The sequence below is a fragment of the Candidatus Phycosocius bacilliformis genome (genome assembly GCF_003112735.1).
Taxonomy (GTDB): domain Bacteria; phylum Pseudomonadota; class Alphaproteobacteria; order Caulobacterales; family Aquidulcibacteraceae; genus Aquidulcibacter; species Aquidulcibacter bacilliformis.
This window is the reverse complement of sequence record NZ_BFBR01000005.1, coordinates 201,156-227,910: the sequence shown is the minus strand read 5'-3', so window position 1 is coordinate 227,910 and position 26,755 is coordinate 201,156. Positions and strand designations below refer to the sequence as shown.

The following is a 26,755-nucleotide window of genomic DNA, read 5'->3' as shown; positions in this document are numbered from 1 at the left end:
CCGCGGCTATGACTTGGTCATTGGTTCACCCCCCCTTGCGTCGGGATGAGGATTACGCGAGGCTTTGATCCGATGACGGAGGGAGCCGATATGGGCCGAGGGGGCTGGATCGAGGACAGGATCAGGCGGGTGGGGCGGGCAGTATTGCTCACCCTCCTGTTCGGGCTGGCCGCCTGCGCACATGGCGGGGCGGCATTGCGGCTTGAGACCATCCAGCGCGCAGCAGAACCCAGTGTGGCGGCGGGGGAGCCCTTCACGCTGGTGCAATGGAATCTCGGCTATGGCGGTTTGGGCTTTGATGCCGACTTTAAGGCCGATGGCGGCAAAAGCCTGTTGCCGCCGTCTGGCAAGGCGGTGGACCGTAATCTGGCGGGCATTCAGGCGCGGTTGCGCGCCATGCCAGCCGATCTTTATGTGTTTCAGGAAATGGCACGTCCAGGCCTTCTGACCTATGGCCGCGATGTGGCAGGGGCGGTGGCAGTCGCCTTGCCCACCAGCACCTTATTGTTCAGCCGCGACATCAACCAGCCCGTGCCACGCTTGCATCATGGATTGGGATTGGCCAGCCGCGTGGCCACCCAATCGGTCGACCTTGTGGCCATGCCGGAAGACCCCAAGAAGTTTGCCGGCTTCATCACCCGCCACTACCACGTTCAGCGCATACGCTTGCAGATTGCCGGGGCTGACTGGACCGTGTTCAATCTGCATTTATCCGCCTTTGATGGCGGGGAGGTGCGCCAAGCCCAATTGGCGGCCCTGCTGACCTTGGTACAGGCCGAGGCTGCCAGTGGCCGACATGTGGTGGCACTGGGGGACTGGAACCTGCGCCTGACCCCAACCCATTTTGCCTATACAGCCGACGCCTCCGCCCAATTCTGGATCCGGGACTTTCCGGTTGACCAGCTTCCAGCGGGCTGGCGGCTGGTGTTTGACCCCACCACACCCACGGTGCGCACCAATGAACAGCCCTATGTGGCTGGACGCAATTACACCACCATCATCGACGGGGCGCTGGTTTCGCCCGGCGTCGACGTCGTCAGTGTGAGGACCGCTGACACTGGCTTTGTGGCCACCGACCACCAGCCTGTGGCCTATGTGTTGAAAGCCCGGCCGCTCACAAGCTCGGATTGATGAGGAATTTCTCTCCAGTTGCCTTGCGGGCATAGGCGCGGACATGATCGGGGTAGAGCGCCTCAGCCAGCGACAAGGTTGAAGTATAATGGCTGGCAAAAGTCGTTGTCAGTTCACGTGCCACACGTTGGCGCAGGCCTAAGGCCGCTTCCAAGCCGATCTTTTGCAGATAAGGGGTCAGAAGGAACCCACCAACCGACCAAGACAGGCCAAAGGCGCGATCCAATTCGGTGGGGCGCAAGTCAAGGCTGCCGTAAATATAGACTTGCTTGAACGTGGATGAGCCATAACGGCTATATTCGGTTGCCGTGCGATTGGCGGCCGCCTCCATGGCGTGCAAGATGCTATTGGCCAGTTTGCCCCCGCCGACAGCATCAAAGGCCAAGGTGGCTTGGGTCTCCACAATGGCATCGGTCAGATCGGCTTGGAAAGTCTCTGAAGAGGAATCCACCACATGCTGGGCCCCTTGACCTTTCAATAAAGCCGCCTGTTCGGGGCTGCGGACCACATTGACCAGCTTGACCCCATCAGCCAAGCAAATGCGGTTGAGCATTTGACCCAGATTGGATGCTGCGGCGGTATGGACCAGACCCTTGTGGCCCTCGCGCTTGAGAACTTCAACCATGCACAGCGCGGTCAGCGGATTGACAAACATCGACGCCCCATCCGCTGCACTGGCCCCCTCAGGGAGGACAGAGCAGTCGCGTGCCAGAATTTTGCGGTGGGTGGCATACATGGCCCCACCAAACATGCCGACCTTCTTGCCGAGCAGGGCAGAAGCATTGGCCCCGGCGCGGATAACGGTGCCTGCCCCCTCATTGCCCACTGCCAGGGATTGATCCAAGCGTGGCTTCATCATGCCCATGCGTGCGGCAGGGATTGTGGCCGTCAAGACCGGCCGCGCCGCCGTTCCGCTGGCTTGTAAGGTGGCAATATCGGCCGGGCCCAGCAACAGGCCTAAATCAGACGGGTTGATGGGGGAGGCTTCGACCTGCACAATCACTTCATCGGGGCCGGGTTCGGGCACCTGAACCTCGGCCAATGACAGAATGAGCTGACCCTGATGGGTCACAGTGGAATGAAGCTCCAAGCCTTGAATGGCGGGGGCGGCATCTGACATCGGGAATCCTCCAACTGGATATTTTGGCTTATTGTTACCTTGCTAGCCCAGCCCCGTCGCCTTGTCGCGCACATTTCGCGCTGAACCGACATGATTGCGGGACCCGCCCCATCGTCAGCCGCATTTGAGCGGCGAGCTGTGCGCCGGGCAGATAATGGACAAAGCCCGCGATTGGTATAGGACATGGCCGCAAGAGCCGTGGATGCGGCCGTTCCAATCAGCCGGGGGGCCATAATGACCAAAAGCACACGCATCAGCCTGCTGATTGGGCTGATCATCCTTTGTTTGGGGTTGGGAGCCTATGCGGCTGGTGTGCGGCTGGCTTTGGGTCAAGAGCGGATCGACCCGGCACCTTACCTCGCCAAAGCCCAGACCTATCAGGTTGAAATCGCACGCGACACATTTGGCGTGCCGCATATTTTCGGTCCGCGCGATGCCGATGTGGCCTTCGGCATGGGCTATGCCCATAGCGAGGATGATTTTGCCACCATTGCGGATGCCGTCCTCACAAGTCGCGGAACTGCAGCTGCCATCAAGGGCAAGGATGCCGCGGTGGGGGATTATCTTGTCGCGCTGATGGACGTGTGGCCACGCGTGCGCGCAGGCTATGCGACCGAGATCAGCCCCCAAGCCCGCGCGGTGATGGAGGCCTATGCCGATGGGGTCAATCTTTATGCCGCACAAAATCCAGCCAAAGTTCCCAACGGACTCTTGCCGCTGACCGGGCAGGATGTCGCCGCAGGCATCATGTTCCGTTCGCCCTTCTTCTATGGCCTCGACAAAGTGCTGAAGTCGGTTCTTGAGCCTGAGGCAGCGACCAAGCCCAATCCGGACAAGACCCCGCCCAAAGGCTCCAATGGTGTGGCTGTTGCCCCCAAGCGGACCGATGATGGTGCCACGCGGCTTTTGGTCAATTCACATCAACCCTATGATGGCATGGTGGCTTGGTATGAAGCGGTGCTGGAGAGTGGGCAGGGCTGGCATGTGGCCGGGGGATTTTTTCCAGGCTCACCTTTCATGCTGCATGGCCATAATGCCAATCTTGGCTGGGCGAGCACGGTGAATAAGCCTGACCTCGTTGATGTCTACAAATTGACAACCGACCCGGCCCATCCGGGGCAGTATCTGATGGATGGCAAATGGCTGGCCTTCCGCACGGGGACAGCCCGCTTCCAGGTCAAGCTGTTCGGCCCCCTCCTGTGGACGGTTAAGCGAGATTTGTTGTGGTCGGTGCATGGGCCGGTTCTGGTCACCAAACAGGGCCATTTTGCCATCAGCTATGCCGGGCAGGGCGAACTGCGGCAGGCTGACCAATATCTGGCGATGAACAAAGCCGCTGATTTTGACCAATGGCGCGCGGCCATGGCGCGTCAGGCGCTGCCCAGCATCAATTTCATTTATGCCGACCGGGCAGGCACGATTGGTTATCTGTCCAATGGCCAGTTTCCGATCCGCAAGGATGGGGTGGACTGGGCCGGTATCCTGCCCGGAGATCGCAGCGATTTGGTGTGGAAACAACGGGTTGGCTTTGATCAATTGCCGCAAATGTGGAACCCACAGTCGGGTCTGGTTTTCAATGCCAATAATGATCCTCGTGTGGCAACCGACGGGCCCGACAATATGCGCGATGCTGCCATGGGTGCGCATCTGGGCTTGCAAACCAATATGACCAATAGGGCCTATCGCGCGCTGGAAACCTATGGGCAAGATCCCATCATTACAGAAGCCGATTTTGAAGCCTATAAATATGACCTGACCTACAGCGATAAGAGCCTGATGGCAGGACTGGTGGCACAGGCCTTGGCCTTTGATGCCACTGGCAATCCAGATTTGGCGGCGGCGCAGAAGATCCTCAAAGCCTGGGACAGGCGGACCGACACAGCCAATCGTGGTGCGGCGCTGGCGGTTCTGATGAGCCAAGACATTGGCCGGGCCGCTGAAAATGGCGAACCAGCCCCGCCGCTTCGGCCCGGATTAGATCAGGCTATCACCACGCTCAAGACCCATTTTGGCCGTCTTGACCCGACTTGGGGCGAGGTCAATCGCTATCGCCGCGGCACGCTTAATCTGCCCATTGACGGCGGGCCGGACATTCTGCGCGCAGTCTATGGCAAGGATCACGGCGATGGCACGCTGACGGCCACCGCTGGGGACACGTTCATTATGTTCGTCACCTGGGATTCCCAAGGCCGATTGTCGTCCCGCTCCATTCATCAATATGGCTCAGCCACATTGGATGCGACCTCGCCCCATTATGGCGATCAAGGCCCGTTGTTTACAGCGATGAAGACCAAGCCGGTGCTGTTCACCCGCGCTCAACTGGCCGGCCAGATCACAAAATCCTACCGGCCGGGACGTTGATCATTGATGCTGCTCTTTAGACCCTAAGCACCAGAGGCTGAGACAAAGAACGCGCAGAATGTTCAGATTTCCAGCGGAAACTCCATCTCAATGCCAAAGCCTTCCCCGACTTCAGACATCAGATGTATATCCCCACCAACGGCTTTCAGACTTCCAACAGCAGTCGCAAGCCCGAGGCCGAGGCCATCCTCGCTGCGCTCAAGCGCAGATTGACCTTGTTTGAAGGCCTGGATTGCCAGAGCGAAGCTGGACTGATCCATCCCCTTACCCGCATCGGACACACGTATGGCAACCCGGCCTTGCGGCGTTTTGAAGCCAGTGACTTGGATGGGAACAGCCCCATGCAAAAAGGCGTTTTCGATCAGATTGCGCAAAGCGGTTTGCAAGAGATCGAAATCCCCAACAATTTCGCAATTCTGGGTGCGGTCGGCCAGTTTCAGGTCAGACGATTTGCCGCCCGCGCGCAGGGCTTCCCGGGCAGCAGCCTTGATGAGATCCGCAACCGAAAAAACCTTGCGGTTGATTTCAATGTCGCCCGACAAGATGCGCGCGGATTCCATCAGCTGATCATGCATACGCTTGAACTTTTCAGCCGCCATCAGGATTTGCCGCGCATGACCCTGAATGGCGCCATTGTCGGCATGGCTTTCGATCAGCCGCCCAAAGCCTAAAATGACGTTGAAAGGTGTGTTGAACTCGTGACGCATCAGCCGCAGGATGTTGGTCTTAAGTGCGTCGGCTTTTTCAGCCAGGACCCGGGCTTCGCGCTGCTTGGCATCAGCACGGCTGTTGCGCAGCACATAGGCAAGCTGATGAGAAATCAGTCGCCAGTTCAGCGGCTTGATCGCAAATGACGTTGCCCCCGAACTATAGGCTCGGTCGATGGCTTCCATATCTTCCCGCCCGGTGATCACCACGATGGGCAAGCCTTCAAGGCCGGGAGTCGCGCGGACGGCGGCAATCAGTTCAAACCCATCCATGACCGGCATTTCCAGGTCAACCAGTGCGATATCAATGCCACCTTGCTTAAGTCTGGCCAACGCGGCGTGGCCGTCCTCGGCCACTTCGACTTCGGTGGTCGGGCTTGTCAGATAGACGCCCGCAAATTCGCGCAAGATCGGGTCATCATCGACCACCAGAATCCGGGCATGATCGGTCGGAACAAACTGGGCGCCCGCAGTGGTTTCGGGAAGTTGCCAAGCCTCAGCCATAGGGCAAGACCCCGGCAATATCAGGCCTGTTCAGCCTGTGACTTTTCAAACCACCCGCCATTTTCACCGACATTTTTCTCCCATTTCGCGCCGATTTTAGACCCAATCGGTTAACTGCCGGTCAACTGTGCCAGCCTTGCTGCAGATCAGTCCCCAAATGCCCGAGAATTGGGCCGATTGTGCCCAAAACATCAGGCTTAACCTGCATTTAATGTGTGAAGACTAAAGTCTATCGAGCAAAAATACCGGGTCAAATCAGGTGTCATCTTCCAACCAGCTAACAGATATAAAGTCGATCAGAGCGATGGTTCTGAAGGATAAGCTGGCTGTTGAGCCGACGGCAGAGACCAAATCCAGCACCAAAGCCCCGAAAGTGCCAAAAGCCACAAAGGTCCCGAAAGAGCCAAAGGCTCCCAAAGTTCTGAAGGTCAACTCGATCCGGTCGCGCTTGGCCGCCCTTGTGCTGGGCTCAGTGATCTTTTCGGTTGTCCCTGTTACCGGCATCTTCGCCTACCAAGACATGGTCCGCCACGCTGAAGTGCGCTGGTCAGAAATGCGTACTGCTGCCCAAGTCTTGGCCAGCAGTGCAGCAGAAGCAGTCAGAGACCAAGATAGCCAACGCGCCTTTACCGCTATCCGGGCCATTTCCCGGTCGCCAGGGATTGTCTATGCGCGGGTTGAAATGGCCAATGGCTATAGTTTGGCTGAAAATGGCTCAGGCACGCGCCTGCGCAATGATGTGAGGTTGGAGTCCGAGAGCAATAATCCCAATATGCTCGCGCTGATTACCACAAAATCCGTGGAAGTGGTCTCGCCCGTCGAATTGGGCGGGCAGGTCTTGGGCCGGGTCGTTGTTGTCCATACTGCGAAGGACTTTCTCACCCCGCTTTTGCGTTCCATCGGATCGGTTCTTGGGATTGCCTTGCTTGCGCTTTTGATGGCGCTTGAGATTTCACGGCGCATTCAGCGGGCCTTGACCAAGCCGCTTACCGAACTCACCAAATCGGTTGCAGCCATTGGGGAGAAGGGCGATTTCTCGCAGCGCGTGGAAGCCACCACGACCGATGAAGTTGGCACGTTGGTGACGGGCTTCAACGCGATGTTGGAAGCCATTGGCGAACGCGATCGGCGCATTGACGCCCATATGCGCGGTCTGGAGGCTGAAGTTGCTGCCCGGACAAGCGACTATTTGGAAGCCCGCGATGCTGCCGAGCGCGCGAATGCGGCCAAATCGGACTTCCTCGCCACGATGAGTCATGAAATCCGCACGCCGATGAACGGGGTGATGGTGATGGCCGAGCTATTGGCCGCTGAGGCCCTGCCAACCAAGGCCAAGCGTCATGCCGATACGATTGTGAAGTCGGGCCGCAGCTTGCTGGCGGTGATCAATGACATTCTGGATTTCTCCAAGATCGAGGCTGGCAAGCTGGAAGTTGAGATTTGCGAGATCAATGTACTGGATCTTGTGGATGACGTGCTGGCACTCTTTCACACCAAAGCGCGTGAGAAGGGGTTGGAGCTGGTGGCGTCTGCCAATCCTCAGGCACCCAAAATCATCCCTGCAGACTCGGTCCGCTTGGGGCAGGTCGTCTCAAACCTTGTGTCCAACGCGCTCAAATTCACCGAGACAGGCCACGTACTTGTCCGCATGGAGCCCGATCCCGACCCAGCTTTCTGGCGCTTGATCGTGCAGGATACTGGCATCGGGATCGCCGAAGACAAAATCGCTGGGATTTTCTCGGCCTTTTCGCAAGAAGACCAGACCACAACACGTCGCTTTGGCGGCACGGGTTTGGGCCTGTCCATTTCCAAGCGTTTGGTTGAAGCGATGGGCGGCCAGATTGGTGCCAAAAGCAAACAAGGGCAGGGCACCAGCTTCCACGTACGGCTGCCGACCTTGGCCAGCGACAGCCCGGTCCTGGCCATCCCGCCGGCCTTGGCTGACGATGATCCAGCCAGATGCGCCATGGTTTTGGTGGAAGGCCAGGTCGAGGCTTGGGCCATTACGCGCCGCCTGACTGCTGGACGCATTGTGATTAGCCAGTCGGATGCTTTGCAGCCCGATCTGGTTCTGGCTGACAAGCATTATCGGACCGAATTGCCCAGTGGCTTCAACCCCAAGAAACTGGTTCTGCTTTCTGACCCTGATGATCAGGATGCCGATGCGATGGTTCGGGCGGGTCATGCGGTCGCCAGTCTGCAGCGGCCACTGCGCCACGCCGATATCGACAATCTGATTGAGACATTGAAGGAAGGCCGCAGCTTTGCTCAGAAGCAAGCCACAACGCTGAACCAAGCGATCAGCATTGCCTATCCAGATGCCCGCGTGCTGGTGGTGGATGATGGCGAAGTCAACCGCGAAGTGGCTGTGGAAGCGTTGTCGCGCTTTGAAATCAAGGCTGATATTGCCGTCGATGGCCAAGAGGCCCTCGATATTCTGGCCACCAAGACTTATGACCTTGTGCTGATGGACGGGTCGATGCCCGTCATGGACGGCTATGAATCAACCCGGGCTATCCGTGCCCGCGAAGTGGCTGAGGGTCGCGCCCGCACGCCGATTGTTGCCTTGACGGCCCATGTGGTTGGAACAGCTGCGGATGCTTGGGCAGAGTGCGGGATGGATGGGGTGCTGCACAAGCCCTTTACCTTGATCTCGCTGGGTGAAATTCTGGCCAATAATCTTCCAAGCCATCTTGCCACCAAAGCTCTTGAAATGACCGCCTTTGACGGGGGTGATGAGGGTGCGGCCGACGAGCAAGCGACAGAAGGCGTGGGCGAGAATGGCTTGTTTGATGAAACCGTCATCGTGCCATTCCTGCGGGATTTGAAGACACATCGACGCGACTTTGTGTTGCGTGTCGTCGGGCTTTACCGCAACCATGCGCCCACCACCTTGGTGGACTTGCAAGAAGCACTACAAGCCAATGACCGCGATAAAGTGGCCAAGGCCGCCCACTCGCTCAAATCCATGAGCCTCAATATTGGTGCCAGTGCGGTGGCCAAGCTTGCTGCCAATATCGAGGCGGCTGTGCGCATTCACAATACGCCAGTTACGCAGACTGAAATCGACCGCGCCATCGCCCTCTTGCACATGACGCTGGATCGGTTGGCGACGCTGATGGAGACCGACTTCGCTGAGCCTGAAGTCACGCCTGCGGCAGTAGAGGTTAAGCCCCGCGTGGCCGATGTCCTCAATGTCAATAATTTGTCGCCAGAAGAAAAGGCGCTGCGGGACGAATTGGAAGCAGATATGGAGACCGGCGCGCTCAGCATGGTCTATCAGCCGCTCTATGATCGCACCGGCAACCACGTGGTCTCTGCAGAAGCCTTGTTGCGGTGGGATCGTGGCGGACGGGCGCGGATTGGGCCGGACATCTTTATCCCCATTGCCGAAAAGTCCGGCTTTATCGCCCATATCGGCCATTTCGTCCGCCAAGCTGTGTTTACCGATACAGCTGACTGGGGCGACTTGCCGATCGCGCTCAACGTGTCACCCCTTGAACTGATCGATGAGAACTTCGTGGGCGACCTCAAGGAATTGTTCCGCGAGACCGGCTATAATCCTGCCCGGGTTGTGCTGGAAGTGACAGAAACCGCCTTCTTGGGGGATCCTGAACGGGTGCGCCAATTGTTTGCCCAGTTGAAAAGCATGGGCTGCAAACTCGCGCTGGATGACTTCGGTGTGGGCTATTCCAGTTTGACCTCGCTGCATCGCTTCCCCTTCGACAAGATCAAGATCGACCGCGAGTTTGTCACCAGCCTTGATCTGGATGCCAAAACCTCACGCGAGGCTTTGGCCATCATCCAAGCCGTATCCAGTATCGGGCGTGCTTTGGGTCGGGAAGTGGTGGCCGAAGGGGTGGAAAGCCCAACCCAACACGCGGTGCTCAAGGCTGCGGGCGTGCATAGTCTGCAGGGCTTCTTGTTCGGCAAGCCCATGCTGGCCAAGGACTTTGCCCAATTGCTCACGACGCGCCCCGCTCCAGCAAGCCCCGGCCCTGCAAGCCCTGTTATGGCACGCCCGGGTGCGTCAACACAGGCTCTGGCATCCTGAGGGCCGACAATCGTGATGAAGAGGGCTGGCTCGTCCCCCTCAAATCATGTGATGATCGCCATCTAACAGGGAGAAGGTGTGAGCATGGACGTCTCGACCCGGCATAGCCTGCGGCTCCTGACAGGCCTTGGCATAAGCACACTGGCATGGTGTGGCTTATTGACGCCCGTTCAGGCTTCAGAACCGGCCGCTCAGTCCGCCCCGGCTGCGGCCACCCCGGCGCACGCAGCACCGGCCCTGCTTCCCCCCGCTGCCCTGCCTGCCGACAAGACGAACTTGCCCAAAGAAATGACGCCTGAGGGTGTGGTCGAAGAGCTTGTTGAGCAGACCTTGAAAGAGGTCGTCGAAGCCAACACAAATCCACAGCCGGTCCCTGTACCCTTGCGCAGCCTGACCCCGGTTCAGCTGGATGTCCTCAATAAGGATCTGCTGGATCTTGCTGATCTATTGGCCGGGCGTTGGGACAATGAATTGCAGACATTCTTTGAGCCCGAACTGAATATTCCCCCTGCCTTGCGACATGAACGCCTGCACGTCGCGGTCAAGCCACTGACCTTGCCAGAATTTGGTCCGGTGAGCTTTTATGCTGAATATCGCAAAGGTGGCGAAGCCGGTGCGGTGGTGCGCCAGCGGATTTGGACCTTGAGTGTGGATAAGGACCTCGGCGCCGTGCGCATGACGGGGTTCGCGCCCAAGGACGGCAAACCCTTGGAAGGCCTGTGGCAGGAGGGCAAGATTGCCCCCCAGCCCGAAAGTCTGAAAAAAGAAGCATTCACGCCGGTTCCAGGCTGCGACATTATCTGGCGGCGGCAGGGTGAGGGTTTTGCAGGCTCAACCCGCCCAGCAGCCTGTAAGCTCGTCACCAATGCCGACAAACGGGTCTTGTCGGTCAGCGAGCAGCACATTGTTTCCGCCGGCCTGTGGGAAGTGCGTGATGTGGGTGTGGATGAGCGCGGCGTGCGGGTGTTTGGCGGCGCTGAATCCCCGCCCACGCGACTGCGCCGCGCGCAAACCTTCACTTGCTGGGCCTCGGTGCCCAAAGGCAATGATCGGGTCTTTGCCACAGATCTCGTCCTCCATGATCAAGGCGGGGTCGCCACCGCCCGCTTTGAAGGGGGTGCAAGCGTGCGGGTGAGGCTGCGCAATGTAGACTGGCCCATCGGTCAAAACCGCCCCTCCTTGACGCTCTATCTCTTGGATCGGGAAGGGGACCGGGCCAGCGGCTATGCGTGGGGCGAGCCTCTGGCCAGCCGCCTCGCACTCGATGTCGGGGGTATCCAGGTCAGCTGCACCCGCGACCCCCGCGCACAATGGCGATAGTGCTCCCGGTTTCTCCTCAGCATCTTGTGGAGATGGGCGAACTGGGCCGCAGAGGCGATCGACAATTCAATCGGAGACAGCGATCCAAGCACGATGTGGGATCGCTTGGGCGGTCGCCAGATGGGCATTGTTTGCAGTATCAATTTGGGCTTCTAGAGATGATGGACCATCCGCGATGGCCCGTCATTTCGTATGTCGTCGCAAAGAGGCCCGCCCAAGCTGAGCCAATTCCAATTGACATTGGATAGACCCAGCGTGTTTGGCGCAACGATCTATCCGTTGGCATTCATCTCATCGCGTGCATGGGATCATAACCAAACTTCAAAGCCCTCACCCGCTATGACAGTCAGGAGCAGGATTCAAATTGGATTCCTGCACGGGTGAAATAGCCAAATTCTGATAGGCCGTCCGACGTCACAACAAGAACTTGACCTTCAATATTGGGGAAGCCGACAAAGATGGACCCGATCCGCGTGAGGTAAACGCGTTCGTGTGAACTTGATATTGCCACTGCACGGACATCATCACCCGCACACGCCACAATCTTCAGGCCTCGAAACTCCGCATATAAGACGGTTAAGACCAATATCAGCGCGCCAGAAAACAGACGTCTCTTTGTCATGATCAACACGTCTTTGGTTGCGGCTCCACGGGAACCTGAGCAGAAAAGTGCTTCGCGCCGACGCGTGCATGCCTTCCAGAGAATGCACCTTGGTCAAGCAAATCCTGACATCACTTAAATCGTACCCTGCCCCGACTTGCAACACAAAGGACCCAAGTTCACGGTTGCTTCAATTTGGGTGAGCAATAATGCTGAGACGGCGGATTTTATTGCGTCCTCTTTCGTTGCAAACTGCGGGGTTCGCGACGCCGTCATAGCAACGACGTCCACACCCTCAGGCGGCGGCACCACAGGTGGTGGTGGAGTTATTAGTCCGGAACTGCCACCCCCTACTGGAAACGGCAAGACGCCATAGCCACCAGATGGAATTCGTACCCCCGTTACGGTCATTCTATCCACCGGCGTTTCTGGGGTCGGCGCAGAAGGTGATGGCCTATGAGGTGCTTGCGGCCCAGGTGGAGGAGAAGGCGGGGGCGGCGCGGCACTATAGTCGTTGCCGTAACCAAAAGTGAAACCAGGTCCGAATGTTGTGCCAAAAGGCTTACCCCAACCGCTCCCCAATGCGCCGCAGCGCCGCGTGCGTCAGGGCCTTCACCGTCCGAATAGTTTGACCACCACCACGATCAGAAGCGCACTCAGCCCGATTTTCAAAATTGTATAGGCCCGCATGATGCGGCCAAGCTTGGCCATATTTTCCTGATGCAGCGCCTGTTCTTCGGGGGTCAGCTCACGGGGAGCCTCCTCCTCATCATCCCAACCGGGGGCTGGATCAGGCGGGGTGCTTGACGTGGCCATCACGCTCACCCCTCAAACGGATCGCGCACCAGAATTGTGTCATCGCGCTCGGGGCTCGTAGACAAAAGCGCGACGGGGCGCATCACCAATTCCTCGATCCGGCGGACATATTTGATCGCATTGGCGGGCAGATCCTTCCAAGAGCGCGCGCCGCGCGTGGTTTCCTGCCAGCCGTCGAAATATTCAAAGATGGGCTCGACCCGGGCTTGATCCTTGAGGCCCGACGGGAACCAGTCGAGCGCGCGGTCGCCAATGCGATAGCCAACACAGACTTTAAGCTGGTCAAAGCCATCGAGCACATCAAGCTTGGTCAGAGCAAGCCCGCTAATGCCGCCGACCACGGCAGCCTGACGCACCAGCACCGCGTCAAACCAGCCACACCGGCGGGGCCGCCCGGTCACGGTGCCAAACTCATGCCCGCGCTCGCCGATACGCTTGCCGATGTCATCGAATAATTCGGTGGGGAAGGGGCCTTCGCCGACCCGTGTTGTATAGGCTTTGCAAATGCCCAGCACATAGCCCAGCGAATTGGGGCCCATGCCGGTGCCGGCGGCGGCCTGACCTGAGACGGTGTTGGACGAGGTCACATAAGGATAGGTGCCGTGATCAATGTCGAGCAGCGTGCCTTGTGCGCCTTCAAACAGGATGCGGCGGCCGCGACGGCGGGCCTCTTCCAGCACTTTCCACACCGGTTGTGCATAGGGCAGAATTTTGGGTGCAAGGCTCAAGAGTTCAGCCTTGATGGCCGCCCCGTCCAGTTCGGGCAGATCAAGGCCCTTGCGCAAAGCAGTGTGATGGGCAAGCAGGCGGTCAATCTTGGCGTCCAATGCCTCTGGATCGGCCAGATCCGCCACGCGGATGGCCCGTCGGCCGACCTTATCCTCATAAGCCGGACCAATGCCCCGCCCGGTGGTGCCAATCTTGCCCGCCCCAGCCTGAGCTTCGCGCGCGCCATCAAGATCGCGGTGCAAGCTGAGGATCAAGGTGGCATTATCCGCCAAGACAAGAATGGAGGGGTCGATGGTCACGCCTTGGGCGCTCACCCGTCCGATTTCATCGAGCAGCGCATGGGGGTCGACCACCACGCCATTGCCAATCACCGACAATTTGCCTTGCACAACACCTGACGGCAGCAGCGACAATTTATAGACCTTGTCACCCACCACCAATGTGTGGCCGGCATTATGACCGCCTTGGAAGCGCGTGACCACATCGGCGCGGTCGCTCAGCCAGTCTACGATCTTGCCTTTGCCTTCGTCGCCCCATTGGGCCCCGACAACCACCACATTCGCCATGAGTCTGCACTCCCTGCTTGCGCCGGGTGCTTGAGGGCAGATGGCGGGTACGTCAAGCGGGCGGGCTGCGATCCGGGCTCACAACATCGCGCTACGCGCTGTCAGCCGACTGTGCCTTCAGATTCCAGTGCGACCGGCCCAGTCATGATGACGTGATTATCGCTGTCGCGCCATTCGATCCTCAAGGCCCCTCCATCGACTTCCACGGTGGCAAGCCGGTCTGCCAGTCGGCGGCGGACAGCCGCAACAAGTGCTGCACAGGCCCCTGTACCGCAAGCTTTGGTCAGGCCAGCCCCACGTTCCCACACCCGCAAGCGGATGTGGTTGCGCGCCACAATCTGGGCAAAGCCAACATTGGTGCGCTCTGGAAACAGCGGGTGATATTCAATCATTGGACCGATCTCGCGCACGGGGGCCAACTCGGCGTCCTGCACGAAGAAAACGCAATGGGGATTGCCCATGCTGACCACGCCCGGCCCATGCAGGATTGGGTCATCTATCGGGCCGACCTGCAATTCGATCCGTATGGTGTCCATGCGTTCGGACATCGGGATGCGGTCCCAGTCGAAGATGGGTTCACCCATATCAATGCTGATCTGGTTGGGGCCAGCGCTGACCGCCCCCAACAGCCCCGCCTCAGTCTCGATCACCAGATTGTCGCGGTTCATTTCCCGCATGACATACCATGCCACACAGCGCGCGCCATTGCCGCATGCGGCGACTTTGGAACCATCGGCGTTCCAAATATCACTATAGACATCAGCGAGCGGGCTCTTGGGATGACGCAACACCATGAGCTGGTCAAAGCCCAGGCCTTGGGCGGGGTCGGCCAAGGCCTTGACCCACGCCTCATCAGGGGTAAAGGCGCGCTCCCGGGCATCCAGGATCACGATTTCATTGCCCAAGCCGTTCATCTTCGCAATTTTCATCGTGATCATTTAGTCTTATTTGATTGATGATTGAATACCCAGTATCAACCATCTTCATGTTTTGGTCATGAAAAATGACAAACAATTAATGCAATGCCCCGGTTCCGCCGCAATTGCACCCAGATCGCGCCACATGCGGGGTCGATAACGTCATTGTCGGTTGGACAGCAGAAGCGTCGCAGGTTCTGGTTTCCCAACAGCCCCCCCAGCCCCCCTCCAGGGTCTGCGCCTGAGGTTCAACCGACACCAGAATTCCGACGGGCTTTCCGTCAACAGTCTTTTTCCATCGACACTGCGCCCTAAAACACTATCCCTTCTTTGCATCAGCGAAGAGGGGATATTTTTTTGACCAAACGCTTGGCTGGCCGACGTGCCATTATTACCGGGGCTGCTTCAGGCATTGGCTTGGCCACCGCCCAATTATTCGCCCGTGAGGGGGCCCAAGTTCTGGCTGTGGATCTGCCGGGTGAGCGGCTGGAGACAGCGTGTCGAGGCGAAACGATCATCACACTCGGCCAATCGGTGAGCGAGCCTGCCGCCCCGGAGGCGATTGCAGCCGCCGCTGTCGCCCATTTGGGCGGGGTGGATATTCTGTTCAACAATGCCGGGATCGCCACCAATCAGCTCATTGAGAAAATGGATGATGCGGCATGGGATCAGGTGCTGGATGTTAATCTGCGGGCGGTATTTCGGGTGACGAGAGCCGTCATCCCCCTTCTGAAACAAAGCCTTGCGGGGCGTATCATCACAACAGCCTCCGTCATGGCAGAAGGCAGCGGGGCGGGCCTAGGGGCCTATTCGGCTTCCAAATCAGCTGTGTTGGGCTTGACACGGGCCTTGGCGATTGAGCTTGGAAAATATGGGGTCACTGCCAACGCCATCCTGCCCGGCGCGATCCGAACCGGCATGACGCAAGGCCTTTGGGAAACCCGGCCTGACATCGCTGATCTGTGGGCACAAAAGGCGGTCCTGCGCCGATTGGGAGAGCCTGATGACATCGCCAAGATCGCCTTGTTTTTGGCCAGCGATGAGGCTGGCTTCTTGACAGGGCAGGGCTTGACCGTGGATGGCGGGCTGTCACTGCGGGTTGGGGGATAGAGGATGGCAAGCGCGATGACCGAGACTTTGAACCCGGTTTGGTACGGATCAGCACTGGCAGCATTGCTCTATCTGATCGTCTATAATCGTCAGGAGGCCAGCGCACGGCGTAGCCTGGTTAAAACCGCTGGTGTGGCCGGTCTGGCCGGGGTGGCGTTTCTTTCTGGTGGACCTGTGTTTCTGGTGCTGGCGCTTCTGGCCAGTGCGCTAGGTGATTATTTGCTCGCCGCCCCCGGTGACAGGCGCTTTATGGCCGGTGTGGTGGCTTTTGCCGTCGCCCATGCCTGCTACATCCCGTTATTCATCGCCCTCGGTGCAGGCAGTGCGCCGCTGGCGCTGTGGCAGATGGGGGCTGCTGGGGGATTGGTGCTGATCAGTGCGGCCTTATTGTTTGGCCTGTTATGGCCCCACTTGGGTGTAATGAAGGGCCCGCTTGCCCTTTATTTCTTGATCATTGTCAGCATGTGCGTTTGTGCCTTGGCGCTGCCAGCTTCAGCTGGTTTGGGGCTTGTCATGCTTGGCGTGGTCGCTTTTGCGGTATCGGACATGATTTTGGGGATAGAGATGTTTACCCTGACAGCAGACTCCCCCTGGCGACGCCTGACCAGTCCTGCGATCTGGATCTTATATTATGGCGGGCAGGCCTTGATTACCTGCGGCGTGCTGGCGGCTTGACCCGTCAGGCCGGAGGTGGGCCCGGCGGCTTGACCGACTGGGTCTTGGCGTCGCGCAAGGTGATATAGATGGTGGAGATGATGACAATGGCTGCCCCCACCATCGCCAATGTGTCGGGTACTTCGTGGAAGAAGATCAGGCCCGCCACTGCCACGAGGGGCAGTCGTATATAGTCGATCAGGCCCATCAGCGAGGCTTCCCCCGTCGACAGAGCCCGGACATAGCATGATTGGGCCACAACGCCCGCAAATCCCATGGCAATCAGAAGGCCCATGGTTTTGAGGTCCGGCAGCACCGGGTCCATGAACAAAAAGGGCAGGCCTGCCAAAGTGGTGGCGATATTGCCATAGACCACCAGCGTCAGCGGAGAATGATCACGCGTTAAATCCTTCACCGTCACCAAGGCAAAGGCAAAGGCGAGCGCAGAGATCAGGGCTGCCAGTGTTGCGGGGTCAAAAGCGGTGACATGGGCGGAAAAATCCGGCCGCGTCATCAATAAAATTCCGGCAAAGCCAATGCCGACTGCCGTCCAGCGCCGCCAAGCGACTTTTTCACGCAACACGATAACTGCCAAAATGGTCATGAACAGCGTGCGCGAGAAACTTAAGGCCTGGCTTTGGGCCAAGGGCAAATGCACCAGCGCATAAAAGCCTGCAAAGAAGCCGATCGTGCCATAGCTGGAGCGCAAAAGAAGTTTGCCAGGTCGCGTGGTCTTCCACACCGACGGGCCGGCCATCACGGCAAAGGGCAGTACTGCAATGACACCGGCCAGCGAGCGCCAGAAGATCAGCATGGCCACACTGGTGGTGGCCCCCAATCCTTTGGCCAGAACCGCCATCACCACAAAACCCAAGGCTGAACCCAGCATCCACACCGCACCCAGCGCATTGGGCGAAAGGGGTGGTTTCACAGCGGGGGCAGGATCAGCCATCGGGATGGTTTAGCTTTGAGCGGGCGTTGGTAGGCTATCGCCAAAAATGGCAGCCATGGGTGAGGGGCTTGCCGGGTCCCACGCATGGCGCGGCCCGATGGTGATGCCGCCATCAACCACCAAATGCGTGCCGGTGATGAAGCTACCGGCATCACTCATCATCAATAGCACCGCCTCGGCAATGTCACGCGGTTGGCCGGCCCGCCCAATGGGTTGAGCATTTCCGCCTTGATGGGCAATCAGGGCCGCCAATTGATCGGCTTGATCGCGTGGCAGGCCGATTGCCGTGCCAAAGATGGAGGTGGCAATCAGACCCGGGCAGATTGCATTGACGCGAATGTTTTTCGCCGCCAATTCTGCGGCGGCAACCCGGCTGAAATGGATGACGGCAGCCTTGGCCGTTGAATAAGCAATCGGCCCCCAGCCGGCCTCAAGGCCCGCGATTGAGGCGGTATTGACGATGGCCCCACCACCCCGGCGCGCCAGATGAGGTGTGGCGAATTTGGTGCCGAAAAACACCGAGGTCACCAGAATGTCGAAAATGGCTTTCCAATCCGCGGCGCCGATCTCTTCCAGCGGGCTCATCACCCCGGCAGAGCCGGCATTGTTGAACACCCCGTCCAGCCCACCGAAATGGGCAGCAGCCTCGTCCATAATGGCCTTGACCTGTTGTTCATCGCTGACGTCGCAATGACGATAGATCAACCGGTCTTTAAAGCGGGCTTCAAGTTGGGCCCCTTTTTCGTCCTGAATATCGGCGGCCAGAACATGGGCGCCCTCCTCAATCAGGCGCTCAACCGTGCCAAGGCCGATGCCGCTGGCCGCACCGGTGACGACAATGATTTTGCCGCTCATCCTGTCTGTCATATCAGGCTTCCTCATGCTTTCTGGCAGGCGCAGAGCGTGCCGCGCGCGCCCCTGCTCCGGGCGATTGGACCGGCCGTCGCGTGGTCGGCTAGATTTGCACCACCACTTTGCCGGTGGCCTTGCGGTCCATCAGATGGCGGATCGCTTCAGCACCTTTCTCCAGCGGGAAATGGGCCGAGACATGGGGCTTGATCTTGCCACTGGCATAAAGCCCCACCAGTTCGGCAATATTGTCCTGATTGGCCTTTGGATTGCGGGCTGTAAACGCGCCCCAGAACACCCCGACGATCTGACAGGATTTCAGCAAAGTCAGGTTGAGTGGAATGGCGGGGATTCCGGCAGGAAAACCAATCACCAGGAAGCGGCCTTCCCAGCCAATCGCCCGCAAGCTGGCCTCGGCATAAGCCCCGCCAACCGCATCATAAATCACATCCGCGCCATTGGGCCCGCAGGCTTTTTTGAACAAATCTGCCAAGGCCTTCTTGCCCTCGGCATCAAACTCGCCAGTGGGATAGACCACGCCTTCATCCGCGCCATGCGCCAAGCAAATATCGACCTTTTCCTGCGTGGAGCAGGCGGCAATCACTTTCGCACCCATTGCCTTGCCCAATTCGACAGCTGCCAAGCCAACCCCACCCGCAGCACCGAGCACCAAAAGCGTTTCGCCTGGCTTCAAATGGGCGCGGTCCTTCAGGCCATAATGGCTGGTGCCATAGGTCATGATGAAGGCAGCAGCTTCGTCAAACGGCATGGCGTCGGGGATGGGAATACAGCGGGCTGCTGGCAGTGCGATCTTCTCGGCCAATCCACCCCAACCGGTCGACCCAATCACCCGGTCCCCGACTTTGAGATGGGTTACACCTTCACCCACCGCAGAGACCACGCCAGAGACTTCGCCACCGGGCGCGAACGGGCGCTCGGGCTTGAATTGATACTTGTCCTGAATGATCAAAACGTCGGGATAATTGATGCCGACGGCTTTCACATCCAGCACCACATCGCCCTTGCCGGCCACGGGTTCGGGCAATTGCGCCAGGCTGAGGGTTTCGGGCAGGCCGGGTGAATTGGACAAAAGCGCCTTCATGTTTTCCTCCTGAGCAATCTGTCTGATCGATCTGTCTCTGCGATCTGTTCTCTCAGGCATAGCGAAGCAGCCCGCTTCGCACTAGAGGAGAGTTTGGCATTTTTCTGTCAGGCCACATGACGGCCTGATCTAAAAGGAGGTTGGCATGGCGTGGGCATTGGCACTTCATGGCGGGGCAGGGCCAGCACGGGGGCGTTCCTACGACCGCGAGGAAGCCCATTTGGCTGAAGTTTTGCGCCGGGGTGCCGACATGTTGGAAGAAGGCGCTGCAGCCCTTGATGTTGTGGTGGCGATGGTTGGTGAGCTGGAGGCCTGTGGTTTTCACGTGGCGGGGCGCGGGGCCTCTGCCAATGCCGATGGCATATATGAGCTTGATGCTGCCGTGATGGACGGGGTTAAGCGCCGCGCCGGGGCGGTGGGCGGGCTGGTTGGCTTCCGCTCTCCCATTCAAGCGGCCCGCGCCGTGATGGACCAAACACCCCATGTGCTGTTGATTGGGGCAGGGGCACAAGCCTTTGCCAAAAGTGCAGGCCTCGAAGAAGTCGGCGATCCTGCCGCTTATTACACCCCGGCGGTGAGCCGTCCGGTTGAACCGGGCGAACTTGCCCATGGCACGGTGGGCGCGGTGGCGCGCGACACCGCCGGCCGCTTGGCGGCAGCGACCTCGACCGGCGGGCTCCTCAACAAAATGCCAGGGCGGGTCGGCGATACGCCCTTGATTGGGGCAGGCACCTGGGCAGATGAACGTGTGGCCGTCTCATGCACGGGTCAGGGCGAATATTTCATGCGTGCGGCTGTGGCTGCCGACATTTCAGCCCGTGTGCGCTATGGCGGCCAGACTTTGGCGGCGGCGTGCGCGGGGGCTCTGGCCGACATGGAAACCCAAGGCGGCGATGGTGGCCTGATTGCGGTAGACGCGATGGGAAATGTCGCCACGCCCTATGTCAGCGAAGGCATGAAGCGCGGCATTGCCACCCATACCGGCCGTTTTGAGGTCAAGACGTTTCGGTGAGGGGTGCGTTCTTGGAGATGTAGGTTGAGGTCCAAAATCTCCCCCTCCGCCCAAACTGCTTGGCGTGACGGGCAGACATCGCTAAAGCGGACAGCCTTGCCTCTGGGCATCATGGATTTTGACACCACATGACCGCTGATACCCCCGCCGCCAGCCGCGCTGAGACCGCTTTTGCCACTGCCAAGACGCTGGCCGAAGCGCTGCCCTTTATCCAACGCTATGACCGCGAGACCGTGGTAATCAAATATGGCGGCCACGCCATGGGTGATGAGGCGACTGCCCAGCGTTTTGCCGCCGATGTGGTGCTGCTCAAGCTCGTCGGGATACACCCCGTCGTCGTGCATGGTGGCGGGCCACAGATCAGCGCCATGCTGAACCGGGCCGGGGTCAAGAGTGAGTTTGTCGACGGTCTGCGCGTCACCGATACCGCCACGATGGAAATTGCCGAGATGGTGCTCTCCGGCGCAGTCAACAAGCAATTGGCCCATTTGATCACCCAAGCCGGTCGGGAAGCTGATGTGCGCGGCGTCGGCCTGTCGGGCAAGGATGCGCGCCTGTTCACGGTCGAAAAAGTCGTCCGCACCCGCAAGGATCCCGAGAGCCGGATTGAGCAAGTGGTCGATCTGGGCTTTGTTGGTGATCCCAAGGAAGTTGATGCCCAATTGGTCATGACCCTGATCAAGGCAGACCAGGATTATGTGCCGGTGGTGGCCCCCATTGGCGTTGACCCGTCTGGGGCTACCTTCAACATCAATGCCGACACCGCTGCCGGGGCCTTGGCCGGAGCCTTGCACGCCAAGCGCTTCCTTTTGCTCACCGATATTGAGGGTGTGAAGGATGGCAATGGCAATTTGATCCCGGAAATGACGATTGCGGACGCCCAAGATCTGATCGCAACAGGGGTTGCCAATGGCGGGATGATCCCCAAATTGGAGACAGCCATTGCCGCGGTTGAGGCCGGTGTTGAGGCTGTCGTCATCCTTGATGGGCGCACGCCGCACGCCATTCTCAACGAGCTTTTCACTGATTCAGGTTCTGGAACCCTTATTCGCTCATGACCACACGCCCGCTGACCCAATTGTATCAGGCCGAAGATTGGGTCTTTGATCTCGATAACACGCTTTATCCGGCTGAATGCGACTTGTTTGCGCAGATTGACGAGCGCATGACGGAGTTTGTCAGTCGCTATTTGGGTCTCGATTATGACGCGGCCAAAGCGATGCAAAAGCATTATTACACCACTTATGGCACCACGCTGAACGGCATGATGCGCGAGCATCATATGCCCGCCAGCGCCTTCCTCGATTATGTCCATGATCTCGATTACAGCCCGGTCCTGCCGGCCCCGAAACTGCGTGCGGCGATTGAGGCCCTGCCTGGGCGCAAAATCGTGTTCACCAATGGCTCGCGCGGTCATGCCGAACGCACACTGACGGCTTTGGGATTGGATGGTCTGTTCCATGATTTGTTCGACATTGAGGCTACCGGCTATGTGCCCAAGCCCAAGCGTGAAGCCTTTGATGTGCTGATCGACCGTCATGTAGTGGAACCAAAAAAATCTGTGATGGTAGAGGATTTATCGCGTAATCTTCTGACCGCACATGAACTGGGTTTCTCCACCATTCTGGTGTGGAGCTGGAAGGATTGGAGCCATGAGCCGCTCGATGGTCGCCCAGCGGGGCCTGTCGATGAAACGCCTGACCATGTCCATCATGCCACCAATGATCTGACCGCTTTTCTCGAAGCTGTGGTGGAAACCGGGCAGAGCCATGCCTGATATCCACACCGATCTTGCCGCCTTTACCGCCAATAAGGCGTGGGGCGCGCGTGATTTGGCCGAGATTGCCGGGGCCAGTGTGCGCCTGCATTGGACCGATCAACCCTATATCTGGCACACCAATCAGGGGGCTGAAGTCTTCATGGTGGTCGATGGGCAGGTCGATATGTCCTACCGGGTCGACGGGGTGGAAAAGACCGTGCGCTTGGGCCCCAATGATGTGTTTGTGGCCCATGTCGGCGATGAACATATTGCCCGCCCCGTCGGGATCGCCCGGATTCTGGTGGTTGAAGAAAAGGGCTCTATCTAGGTTTACGCCATGCACCATCTGCACGACCCCAATGCTCCACCTGCCGCTGAGATTGGTTTCGACGATTTCCTGAAAGTCGATATTCGTGTGGGCACGATTGTGTCGGCAGAGGTTTTTGCCCAAGCCCGCAAGCCCTCTTATATTCTGATGATCGACTTTGGACCGGCTGTGGGCATCAAGAAGTCATCGGCTCAAATCACCGCGCATTATCAGCCCGATGCCCTGATTGGCCGGCAAGTGGCAGCGGTGGTCAACTTCCCGCCCCGCCAAATCGGCCCAATCCGCTCTGACGTGCTGACCTTGGGCTTTCCCGATCCTGCGGGCGAAGTGGTGCTCTTTGCCCCTGATCAGAACGTTCCGAACGGTGGACGCCTGTTCTGACGGCTTAGGCCTGATCTGACCCAAGCGATTGCGCAAGGCCTCAAGCACAGGCATAGCAGGGCCTTGAGCTTTCACCTGCCAGCCGAAGAAGATCATCGCGATGTCCGACCTGTCCCATTTGCAAGCCACAATCGACGCAGCCTGGGATGATCGCGCGTCGGTCTCGACCAGTACGATTGGTGCAGTTCGAGATGCGGTGGCCGAGGCCTTGACCCTTTTGGATCAGGGTGTGGTGCGGGTGGCTTCGCGCGGGGCCGATGGGGTATGGACGACCCATCAATGGCTCAAGAAGGCGGTGCTGTTGTCGTTCCGCCTCAATGACAATTATCTCATCGACCCTGAGCATGATCGCCAAGCAGTGCAGCATGCCGGACGGGCCTTTGACAAAGTGCCCTTGAAGACAGCCCGCTGGCTGGAAGATGATTTTCGCGCCGCAGGATTTCGCATGGTGCCTGGCTCGGTCGTGCGTCGGGGCAGCTTCATTGCCAAGGGCGCGGTGCTGATGCCCAGTTTCGTCAATATCGGGGCCTATGTCGGCGAAAACACCATGATCGACACGTGGGCCACCGTGGGGTCGTGCGCCCAGATTGGTGCCAATGTGCACATCTCAGGCGGGACAGGTATCGGCGGGGTGTTGGAACCCTTGCAAGCCGGGCCTGTCATTATTGAGGACAATGTGTTCATCGGTGCGCGCTCTGAGGTCGCCGAGGGCGTCATCGTGCGCGAAGGGGCAGTGATTTCCATGGGCGTGTTCATTGGCGCCTCAACCAAGATCATCGATCGGGCCAGTGGTGCGGTATATCGCGGGGAAGTGCCGGCCTATGCCGTGGTGGTGCCTGGTTCTCTCCCCGACCCCAAAGGCGGGCCAAGCCTATCATGTGCCGTCATCGTCAAAACGGTCGATGCCCAAACCCGCTCAAAAACCGGCATTAACGAGCTTCTGCGGGAGTGAAGTCAGCGATGTTTGACCAACCCCCCGGCCATCATCTGGCACAAATCAATGTCGCCAAGTCCCGCTTTGATCAGGATGACCCGCGCTTTGCAGGCTTTACGGGCAAGATTGATGCGGTAAATGCCGTGGCTGAGCGTGCGCCGGGCTTTATCTGGCGGCTTAAGTCCGATGCCGGCAATGCCTTGGATATTCAAGCCACAGATGATCCCCGCTTTTTGATCAATATGAGTGTGTGGGAAAGTGCCGAGGCGCTGGAAGACTTTGTGTGGAAAACCATCCATGTCAAAGTCTATGACCGGAAGGCGGAATGGTTTCCAACCCTTGATACCCCGCATATGGCCTTCTGGTGGGTGCCAGTCGGCCATGAGCCGAGTGTCAGTGAAGGCATGTCAAAGCTTGACAGCTTGCGTCTTCATGGCCCAACCTCTGAGGCATTCGGATGGGAAAGCCTACCTCATGTCGCGCAATGGCGCGCGCGTCGCTGCGGATAAGCGGGTAAAGTTCAAGCCGGAACATCGCATGTGCTGCCGTTCGTGATGAACCTGCTTGACCTGCCGGCTGGCATGTCATTTTTTATTGTTAGAAAAACTTAAAGATTCGGGCCGCTCCCTGCCTCGTTAGAATGCCTGTTTGGCTGAACGGATCAAAATGGTAACTCGATTTGCAATCATCGGGGCGGCGCGCATCGCCAAGAACGCGCTGATCGACCCAATCGCTGAGCATCCCGACGCGCTTTTGACAGCAATTGGTGCCTCCAGCCTTGCCCGCGCGCGTGAGTTTGCCATGGCGCACACAATCCCCCATGCCGGGACATATGAGGACGTCATCGCCCGGCCCGATATCGATGTGGTCTATATCGCGCTGCCACCCTCTGGCCATTTGGAATGGAGCCTGAAGGCGCTGGCAGCTGGCAAGCATGTGTTCTTGGAAAAGCCAGCCACCATGACGGCGGAGGATGCGCACACTTTGGTGATGGCCGCTGATGCGGCAGGAAAGAGGCTGATTGAGGCCTTTCATTATCGCTGGCATCCTTTGTTTGTCCGCGCCATGGAGATCGTCCGCTCGGGCCAGCTTGGACGTCTGGTGACAGGCTCGGCTGAGTTTTCGGCCCCGATTGCCCGCAATGCGCGGGAGTTTCGCTGGCAAGCTGCCTTAGGCGGCGGGGCATTGGCTGATTTAGGCTGCTATCCTGTTTCCTGGATGCGTCATCTGGCTGGCGCAGAGCCGGTGGTAACGGCAGCACACCAGGATTTGGAAGCAGATGGCGTTGATCGCCGCACAACGGCCCATCTTCGCTTTCCGGACGGCTTTGAGGCTGACATCATCTGCGATATGGACCCGCCAAATGGCCAGCGCACCCCCTATCTGGAAGTCATTGGTGACAAGGGCCATATGGCGATTACCAACCCCCTGGCCCCCCAATATGGTGCAGAGATTCTGCTTGATATTGATGGGCAGGAGACCCGCGAGACCTTCCCGCGTCGACCGACATTTGCCTATCAGTTTGACGGTGTGGTTGCCGCCATTCAAGCGGGGACGCCCGTGTGGACCGAGGGGGCTGATCTGATTGGCAATGCCGAAGCGATGGCTGCCATCCGCTCAGTGGCCGCCACTGGTTAAGTGGCCTGATCTGCACTAGTTTGGCAGCATGACTGCTGCACTCCTCGATCCGATCCATCTGGCATGTGACTTGATCCGCAAGCCTTCTGTCACGCCGGCTGATTTGGGCGCGTTGGATGTGGTTCAAGCTGGTCTTGAGGCGATGGGCTTCTGGGTGAGGCGCTATCAGTTTGAAGATATCGACAATCTCTATGCCCGTTACGGCGATCAGCGGCCCAATTTCTGCTTTGCGGGTCATACCGATGTGGTACCGACCGGCGATCTGGCGCAATGGCAAGTTGATCCGTTTGAAGCTGCCCTCAAAGACGGATTTCTGATCGGTCGAGGTGCGGCGGACATGAAGGGCGGGATTGCCGCCTTTTTGGCCGCTGTCGGACGGTTTTTGGCCAAAAATCCCAAGCCAGCGGGCTCGATCTCCCTGCTGATTACCGGGGATGAGGAGGGTATCGCCCTCAATGGCACCAAAAGGCTTTTGCAAGCCATCACTGAGGAAGGTGAAATCCTCGACCATTGTCTGGTGGGCGAGCCGACAAATCCAGACGCCATGGGCGATATGATCAAAAATGGCCGTCGCGGGTCACTCAATTGCACAATCACCGTCACTGGCGTGCAGGGCCATGTGGCCTATCCCCACAAAGCGGCAAACCCGGTGCGTGTTCTGATCGACATGCTGCATCGCTTGCAGACCCATCCTTTGGATCAAGGCGCGCCGGGCTTCCAGCCCTCCAATCTGGAAGTTGTGACTGTGGATGTCGGCAATCCGGCCAGCAATATCATTCCGGAAAAGGCAACAGCGCGCTTCAACATCCGTTTCAATACAGCCCATAGTGGTGCAAGCCTCACCGAGTGGTTGCAGGCCGAAGCTGCCACCGCGCAAGACGGGTTTGCAGGACGGGTTGATCTGGCGATCATGGTGTCTGGCGAGGCTTTTTTCACCCCGCCTGGCCTGCTGACCGATCTCATCCAGGATGCGTGCGCGCAGGTGACCGGGCGCAGGCCAGAATTGTCCACCACCGGCGGCACGTCGGATGCCCGCTTCATCAAGGATTATTGCCCGGTCTGCGAGTTTGGCCTTGTGGGGGCGACCATGCACCAAATCAATGAGCGGGTCGCCACGGCGGATATTGAGACATTGACCCAAATTTATGAGACCGTCTTGCAGGGCTATTTTGCCAAGGCTCAGGCCTAAATAGGCCTCCACCCACGTTGA

24 protein-coding genes are annotated in these 26,755 nt (G+C 58.7%); 15 read left to right on the top strand and 9 right to left on the bottom strand.

The features are described 5' to 3' along the window. Positions 1-45 precede the first annotated feature (45 nt). Positions 46-1,131 (top strand): endonuclease/exonuclease/phosphatase family protein, encoded by a 1,086-nt coding sequence (locus PbB2_RS09665; RefSeq protein ID WP_133245771.1) that lies wholly within the window; start codon positions 46-48, stop codon positions 1,129-1,131. On the opposite strand, the gene PbB2_RS09660 is transcribed toward PbB2_RS09665, so the two are convergent. Continuing rightward, complete coding sequence (locus tag PbB2_RS09660) at positions 1,115-2,251, bottom strand: zinc-binding dehydrogenase (protein ID WP_108985108.1); 1,137 nt, start codon at positions 2,249-2,251, stop codon at positions 1,115-1,117. The two genes, PbB2_RS09665 and PbB2_RS09660, sit on opposite strands and share 17 nt — an antisense overlap. Before the next feature lie 234 nt (positions 2,252-2,485). On the opposite strand from PbB2_RS09660, the gene PbB2_RS09655 reads away from it, so the two are divergent. Then, complete coding sequence (locus PbB2_RS09655) at positions 2,486-4,612, top strand: acylase (protein WP_108985180.1); 2,127 nt, start codon at positions 2,486-2,488, stop codon at positions 4,610-4,612. Between the two features lie 62 nt (positions 4,613-4,674). On the opposite strand, the gene PbB2_RS09650 is transcribed toward PbB2_RS09655, so the two are convergent. Next, on the bottom strand, positions 4,675-5,823 hold the full coding sequence (locus PbB2_RS09650) for an ATP-binding response regulator (protein ID WP_108985107.1): 1,149 nt from the start codon (positions 5,821-5,823) through the stop codon (positions 4,675-4,677). Between the two features lie 304 nt (positions 5,824-6,127). Between PbB2_RS09650 and PbB2_RS09645 the strand changes: the two genes are divergently transcribed. Next, a complete protein-coding gene (locus PbB2_RS09645) occupies positions 6,128-9,877 on the top strand; it encodes an EAL domain-containing protein (RefSeq protein WP_238164954.1) in 3,750 nt (1,249 codons plus the stop codon). An 84-nt stretch (positions 9,878-9,961) separates the two neighbouring features. Next, complete coding sequence (locus PbB2_RS09640) at positions 9,962-11,197, top strand: chromophore lyase CpcT/CpeT (RefSeq protein WP_108985106.1); 1,236 nt, start codon at positions 9,962-9,964, stop codon at positions 11,195-11,197. A gap of 346 nt (positions 11,198-11,543) precedes the next feature. Here the strand turns inward: PbB2_RS09640 and PbB2_RS09635 are convergent, their stop codons facing one another. From PbB2_RS09635 to dapF, 4 genes are all read right to left on the bottom strand, one after another. After that, positions 11,544-11,819, bottom strand: a complete 276-nt coding sequence (locus PbB2_RS09635; protein WP_133245770.1) for a hypothetical protein — start codon at positions 11,817-11,819, stop codon at positions 11,544-11,546. 591 nt (positions 11,820-12,410) lie between these two features. Continuing rightward, positions 12,411-12,614, bottom strand: coding sequence for a hypothetical protein (locus PbB2_RS09630; protein WP_108985104.1), 204 nt, complete (start codon positions 12,612-12,614; stop codon positions 12,411-12,413). 5 nt (positions 12,615-12,619) lie between these two features. After that, the gene (locus PbB2_RS09625) at positions 12,620-13,909 is read right to left on the bottom strand and encodes an adenylosuccinate synthase (protein ID WP_108985103.1); all 1,290 of its coding nucleotides are present in this window, start codon (positions 13,907-13,909) and stop codon (positions 12,620-12,622) included. A 101-nt stretch (positions 13,910-14,010) separates the two neighbouring features. Then, a complete protein-coding gene (dapF, locus tag PbB2_RS09620; protein ID WP_420887459.1) occupies positions 14,011-14,844 on the bottom strand; it encodes a diaminopimelate epimerase in 834 nt (277 codons plus the stop codon). A gap of 339 nt (positions 14,845-15,183) precedes the next feature. Between dapF and PbB2_RS09615 the strand changes: the two genes are divergently transcribed. Next, positions 15,184-15,936, top strand: a complete 753-nt coding sequence (locus tag PbB2_RS09615; protein WP_192576275.1) for an SDR family NAD(P)-dependent oxidoreductase — start codon at positions 15,184-15,186, stop codon at positions 15,934-15,936. 15 nt (positions 15,937-15,951) lie between these two features. Then, positions 15,952-16,611, top strand: coding sequence for a lysoplasmalogenase family protein (locus PbB2_RS09610; RefSeq protein WP_238164953.1), 660 nt, complete (start codon positions 15,952-15,954; stop codon positions 16,609-16,611). A 4-nt stretch (positions 16,612-16,615) separates the two neighbouring features. On the opposite strand, the gene PbB2_RS09605 is transcribed toward PbB2_RS09610, so the two are convergent. From PbB2_RS09605 to PbB2_RS09595, 3 genes are all read right to left on the bottom strand, one after another. After that, positions 16,616-17,542 carry a DMT family transporter gene (locus PbB2_RS09605; RefSeq protein ID WP_108985100.1) on the bottom strand — a complete coding sequence of 309 codons (927 nt, stop codon included), beginning with the start codon at positions 17,540-17,542 and terminating at the stop codon, positions 16,616-16,618. A 9-nt stretch (positions 17,543-17,551) separates the two neighbouring features. After that, the gene (locus tag PbB2_RS09600; protein WP_108985099.1) at positions 17,552-18,409 is read right to left on the bottom strand and encodes an SDR family NAD(P)-dependent oxidoreductase; all 858 of its coding nucleotides are present in this window, start codon (positions 18,407-18,409) and stop codon (positions 17,552-17,554) included. An 88-nt stretch (positions 18,410-18,497) separates the two neighbouring features. Further along, positions 18,498-19,493, bottom strand: coding sequence for an NADPH:quinone oxidoreductase family protein (locus tag PbB2_RS09595; protein WP_108985098.1), 996 nt, complete (start codon positions 19,491-19,493; stop codon positions 18,498-18,500). A 145-nt stretch (positions 19,494-19,638) separates the two neighbouring features. On the opposite strand from PbB2_RS09595, the gene PbB2_RS09590 reads away from it, so the two are divergent. From PbB2_RS09590 to dapE, 9 genes are all read left to right on the top strand, one after another. After that, positions 19,639-20,505, top strand: coding sequence for an isoaspartyl peptidase/L-asparaginase family protein (locus PbB2_RS09590; RefSeq protein WP_108985097.1), 867 nt, complete (start codon positions 19,639-19,641; stop codon positions 20,503-20,505). A 128-nt stretch (positions 20,506-20,633) separates the two neighbouring features. After that, complete coding sequence (gene argB, locus PbB2_RS09585; RefSeq protein ID WP_108985096.1) at positions 20,634-21,563, top strand: acetylglutamate kinase; 930 nt, start codon at positions 20,634-20,636, stop codon at positions 21,561-21,563. Next, positions 21,560-22,282: a pyrimidine 5'-nucleotidase gene (locus PbB2_RS09580; RefSeq protein WP_108985095.1), complete on the top strand. Its 723-nt coding sequence runs from the start codon at positions 21,560-21,562 to the stop codon at positions 22,280-22,282. Before argB ends, PbB2_RS09580 begins: the two co-directional genes overlap by 4 nt. Then, complete coding sequence (locus PbB2_RS09575) at positions 22,275-22,592, top strand: cupin domain-containing protein (RefSeq protein ID WP_108985094.1); 318 nt, start codon at positions 22,275-22,277, stop codon at positions 22,590-22,592. Before PbB2_RS09580 ends, PbB2_RS09575 begins: the two co-directional genes overlap by 8 nt. Before the next feature lie 9 nt (positions 22,593-22,601). Beyond that, positions 22,602-22,973, top strand: a complete 372-nt coding sequence (locus tag PbB2_RS09570; RefSeq protein WP_108985093.1) for a tRNA-binding protein — start codon at positions 22,602-22,604, stop codon at positions 22,971-22,973. Between the two features lie 100 nt (positions 22,974-23,073). Beyond that, a complete protein-coding gene (gene dapD / locus PbB2_RS09565) occupies positions 23,074-23,925 on the top strand; it encodes a 2,3,4,5-tetrahydropyridine-2,6-dicarboxylate N-succinyltransferase (protein WP_108985092.1) in 852 nt (283 codons plus the stop codon). Positions 23,926-23,933: 8 nt separating this feature from the next. Next, positions 23,934-24,416 carry a DUF3291 domain-containing protein gene (locus tag PbB2_RS09560; protein ID WP_108985091.1) on the top strand — a complete coding sequence of 161 codons (483 nt, stop codon included), beginning with the start codon at positions 23,934-23,936 and terminating at the stop codon, positions 24,414-24,416. 157 nt (positions 24,417-24,573) lie between these two features. Further along, a complete protein-coding gene (locus PbB2_RS09555) occupies positions 24,574-25,545 on the top strand; it encodes a Gfo/Idh/MocA family protein (RefSeq protein WP_108985090.1) in 972 nt (323 codons plus the stop codon). A 28-nt stretch (positions 25,546-25,573) separates the two neighbouring features. Further along, the gene (gene dapE / locus PbB2_RS09550; RefSeq protein WP_108985089.1) at positions 25,574-26,734 is read left to right on the top strand and encodes a succinyl-diaminopimelate desuccinylase; all 1,161 of its coding nucleotides are present in this window, start codon (positions 25,574-25,576) and stop codon (positions 26,732-26,734) included. Positions 26,735-26,755 lie beyond the last annotated feature (21 nt).